General features: G+C 35.5%; 5 protein-coding genes. 4 read left to right on the forward strand and 1 reads right to left on the reverse strand.

Annotated features, from left to right (window positions below):
• The first annotated feature begins 426 nt into the window (after nt 1-426).
• From C9J37_RS27185 to C9J37_RS27195, 3 genes are all read left to right on the forward strand, one after another.
• Complete coding sequence (locus C9J37_RS27185; RefSeq protein ID WP_153063527.1) at nt 427-1,443, forward strand: CdiA family toxin C-terminal domain-containing protein; 1,017 nt, start codon at nt 427-429, stop codon at nt 1,441-1,443.
• Nucleotides 1,444-1,468: 25 nt separating this feature from the next.
• A complete protein-coding gene (gene cdiI / locus C9J37_RS27190; protein ID WP_107897893.1) occupies nt 1,469-1,861 on the forward strand; it encodes a ribonuclease toxin immunity protein CdiI in 393 nt (130 codons plus the stop codon).
• 760 nt (nt 1,862-2,621) lie between these two features.
• Nucleotides 2,622-3,443 (forward strand): replication initiation protein, encoded by an 822-nt coding sequence (locus C9J37_RS27195; protein ID WP_107897894.1) that lies wholly within the window; start codon nt 2,622-2,624, stop codon nt 3,441-3,443.
• Here the strand turns inward: C9J37_RS27195 and C9J37_RS27200 are convergent.
• Nucleotides 3,440-3,655 (reverse strand): helix-turn-helix domain-containing protein, encoded by a 216-nt coding sequence (locus C9J37_RS27200; RefSeq protein WP_081977956.1) that lies wholly within the window; start codon nt 3,653-3,655, stop codon nt 3,440-3,442. The genes C9J37_RS27195 and C9J37_RS27200 overlap by 4 nt on opposite strands.
• Before the next feature lie 201 nt (nt 3,656-3,856).
• Here C9J37_RS27200 and C9J37_RS27205 point away from each other — a divergent pair.
• Nucleotides 3,857-4,203 (forward strand): recombinase family protein (locus C9J37_RS27205; RefSeq protein WP_167397460.1); only part of this gene is annotated, 347 nt, incomplete at its 3' end.

The following is a 4,203-nucleotide window of genomic DNA, read 5'->3' on the forward strand; positions in this document are numbered from 1 at the left end:
AAAATGAATGGAACACAAAAACAAAGTTAGTTCAATTTATATTAAATAATGATCAGAATTATTATGCATGGGTACCAGCGGATGCGAGTATTGAAGCGATGTATGAAGTGATTATGAAAGAAGTCAGGTAAACTGGATTAGCAGTCAAGTTAAACAAAAAGGAATGGACGAAGAAGCTAAGGTCTGAAATCGGAGAACAATTCTGATTCAGGCCTTTTGATTTTGTCCATATAAAAATTTACCAAGGCACGCAAACTCTATAATAAGCTAACCAAAAGTAAAATGGCGAAGAAATTAAAGAATGGCGCAAAAGCTGCGGTACTAGCTGTCAAAAATACCTACCAAAAAGCGAAGCAAAAAACAAAAGAAGTGTATAACTAAGCCAAGCAAAAGACAAAAGAAGTGTATAATCAGGCCAAACAAACTGTGAAAGAAGCAAAAACGGCCTCAAAAGAAGCCGTACTAGCCTACAAGTCGTTAAATACCATGGAACTGCAAACGCCAAGTAAGGACATGAGCTTTAAAGAAAAAGCCGTACTAACAGGCCAGAATCTGCTTTTAACAAAAGCTCAAAAAGAAAAAGGCAAACTAGATGCAACAGTTGATGTATTGAAAAATACATACGGCGAACTAAAAGAATTGGTGACCAACCCTGGAGGTGTCTTCAATAATCTAGTGACCGCAGTATCCCAGCCGATTGAAACGACAAAATCAATAGGCAATGCAATAAAAGACTCTTATGAAAAAGAAGTACTCAATGGCAATGCCTATACAAGATCTAAGTGGATGACGAATGTAAAGCTAACCACAGCGACAGCTATTGTTGGAACAAAAGGCGTTGGCTCCGTAACTAAAGTAGGGAAACTAAAGGGTAAAGATCCTAAGAAGCCTGAAGAGACTAAGGGTACGGTAAAAGATGTTACTTTTAAAAAGGGTTATGATACACATTTAACCGAAGTGGAGGGTTTTAAAGCAAAACCGAATATTGGAATAAAGGGTGGTCACAATCTTGAGAACTTTGAACAATTTATTTTAGATAACTTTGGCAATCAAGTTAAGGATATTAATCAAGCTGTTACTAAAACGTCTCATCCTGATATTTCAGGAATTTATGAGGTAAAATATAAGCTTCCTGTTTATGATGGATTGAGTAAAGAAAATGGTGGAAAAGGTAACTTTACTGGACAGTGGAAAGAGTATAAGAATCCTAAGACAGTATATGACCCAAAGGTTTTTTCTGATGAACAGATATTAAAGTTGGGTAGAGAAGCAATGGAAGAAGGTATTCAAAATGGTAGAGTAAGAATTGACTCTCGACCAAATGCTATTTCTGATGAGATTATTGGATATGCCGAAGTTGATGGTAAAAAATTGCAATTTATAGGTTATAAAGATAAAGTTACCGGGGAAATAAGTAATTTCTTCCCTGTAATTCCAAAATAATAATAGAAAGGTAGGTTTAATAAATATGGATGATGAAATCTATTATGTGAAAGATGCACAAGAAAAAATTGAAAATATGGAGGCTTATTACAGGACTTTAGGTTATGGATATTTTTTAGAGGCACTTAATGAGTTTAAAAATGGCAAAGGATTTGGTATTGGTTATACTAGTTGTTATTTTGCAACTGAATGCACTCCTAATGATGAAGAGTACTTTGGAGATACTGGAGTGAATTTTACAACAACTCCTCCAGTAACTAGTACTGAAGTATATTCAATTGTGGATTATGAGATGTTTTTCGAGTATTTACTTAAAGTAGCTCAGGAATACCTATCCATATATCCTCAGAATAAATTAATTGTTGTGGAGAACTTAACTCAAATTCAAAAGAGATTCGGTATTGAAATAAAGAAGTAAACAAAGGTTAAACATTGAAAATAAGAAGTGTAAATTAACTTTCATAAGAAGCTTTAGAATCAAAGAAATCGACTCTAGGGTTACAGCTCATAACAGATGAGTAGAAAGAGAAATTAGAATTTGTTAATAAGATAAAACCATGCCCTACTCAAAATCAACATGTTATTGAAGGCAGTGCCATCATGAGTGTTACCCAATAATAAAAAGCATGAGAAATAAGCGAGATGACATTTTACATGGCGAGGGTATATGGGGCGGGGAATGGTTAATAACGAATGATACTGACAAAGCTAGTGGCGATAAATACAAGGTATAATATGACAGAGTCATTTAAAACTTGTTTACGGTTAAAGATTCCTTGAATTTGAATTAATAACCCATGAAGGCTAGGCCATCAAGGAGTGCTATTTTAACGCTAATGTAATAAGAGCGAGAATAGGCGAGATGACATTTTACTTACAAGGGACCACTTATGGATGTCATAGGGACGAAACACACGAGATTAAACAAGCTAAAGTGTTTAAACGTTACACTTGCCATGTGGTAAAAAAGATGTCATACTGTCAATACTAAACTAACTTATAAAACTTGCAAATATTAATAAACTTAGAAAATTAATAAACTTAAAGCACTTGATTGTCTATAACAGGCGACAAGTGCTTTTTTTTTTGCATGTTTAAATACGGATTACGATTATTTAATTAGTGTACTAAGTGTTAAATTTTATACAAGTACTAGCATACAAGGGGAGGAGCAGGCAATGGAAATAGAGGTTTCCATAGATAAGTTTGTTATAGATTATAAGGATGTACCACATTCAGCATTTTTACGTGTTTATATGTTGGGGGTGAAGAAATATAAAGTGAAAATGAAGATTTATAGTGGAACATATAGCTATGAATTGCACATGCGGAAAAGTGACGATGTATACATTCATATGTATTTTAAAAACTTTAGAGAAACAGAAGGTCACTTACATACCCTAAGGATTGAAACAAGGCCAGAGCATTACTCACATTTCAGAGAAATACTAGAGATGATAGGGAAGCGGGCAAGTCGAGTAGAATTTGTGAGCTGTGATGTTGCGTATGATATACAAACGGGGTTAGAAAATATAGTGGTGATACCGACAGATATACGGAGGAATATGACACACTTTGATACAACACGGTATTTTGGTAGAAGCGACCAACGTAAACGGAATGGTTTCTGTAGGATTTATGATAAACGGCTAGAACTAGCAAGGAATAAAGGAATTTATTTAGCACATGAATTAAGCCGAATAGAAGTGGTGTACAAGGTAAATGAGCAAGTGTTGCTTAAAGACCTAATGAAACATCCACCAAAACAGAATGAACATTATTTTGCGGCTGTAGTGACAGATTGGAAAACACTTAAGAAGAAGCAACGAGAACGGGTAGCTAGTATGAGAGACGGAAGAGATATGTATACACAGTATATACGGAGGGAAATAAAAAAGACCCTTACAAATCAGTATCGATTGGACTTCGACGAATTAGCAAGGGTGGAGTGGAAAAGATTGATAGAAGAACCCAGTTCAATAGTTCTGCGAGTGAGTTAATCGTTTATCTCCAATACAAGTAGGTCTTGGATAGAGACATGTAATGTGTCGCACAAAGCTGAAAGGGTACTTATATGCAGACGTTGTATGGGTTGTGTACATAAATCATTGACGGTATTAGGACGCAATGAGGTTTGCTTGGCCAGTTGCCGACGGCTCATTTGTTTTTCAATTAAAATTTCATTGAGACGTAAACGAATAGTAGAAGACATAAAACACCTCTTTGTTAGATTGTAACGGTTATGTATAGTGTACGACCATACTAGAGAAAAAACGACTGTAAAATAAAGGGTTGTGCAGAATTTGGGTAAGGTCGTACAGTATGTTGTAACGGATATACGTTACACACAAGTTATCCGCAAAAAACGGGTAAGCGTTACAGGGACTTTAATTGCTGTAACGGGAGGGGCATTATGAAAGAAAAAGTAGTTGGTTATGTACGAGTTTCAACAGAAGGGCAAGTACGTGAAGGATATAGTTTAGCGTATCAAGTAGAAGAAATTGAGAGGTATTGTGACGAAAATAAGCTACAACTGCTTCACATATATGAAGATAGAGGACTCAGCGGAGCGACAGTTGATGAAGATGGATTAACAATTGAGCGAGAAGGCTTGCAAGAGCTATTGGCAGATATAGAATATCATCAAGTGAGCCAAGTAATTGTATTAAATACGTCTCGTTTGTGGCGCTCTGATATGGCAAAAGTATTGATACAACGAGAGTTGAAAAAATATAACGCAGATGTGAAAGCGATTGAGCA

The sequence above is a fragment of the Lysinibacillus mangiferihumi genome (assembly GCF_003049665.1).
GTDB classification, from domain to species: Bacteria; Bacillota; Bacilli; order Bacillales_A; family Planococcaceae; genus Lysinibacillus; species Lysinibacillus mangiferihumi.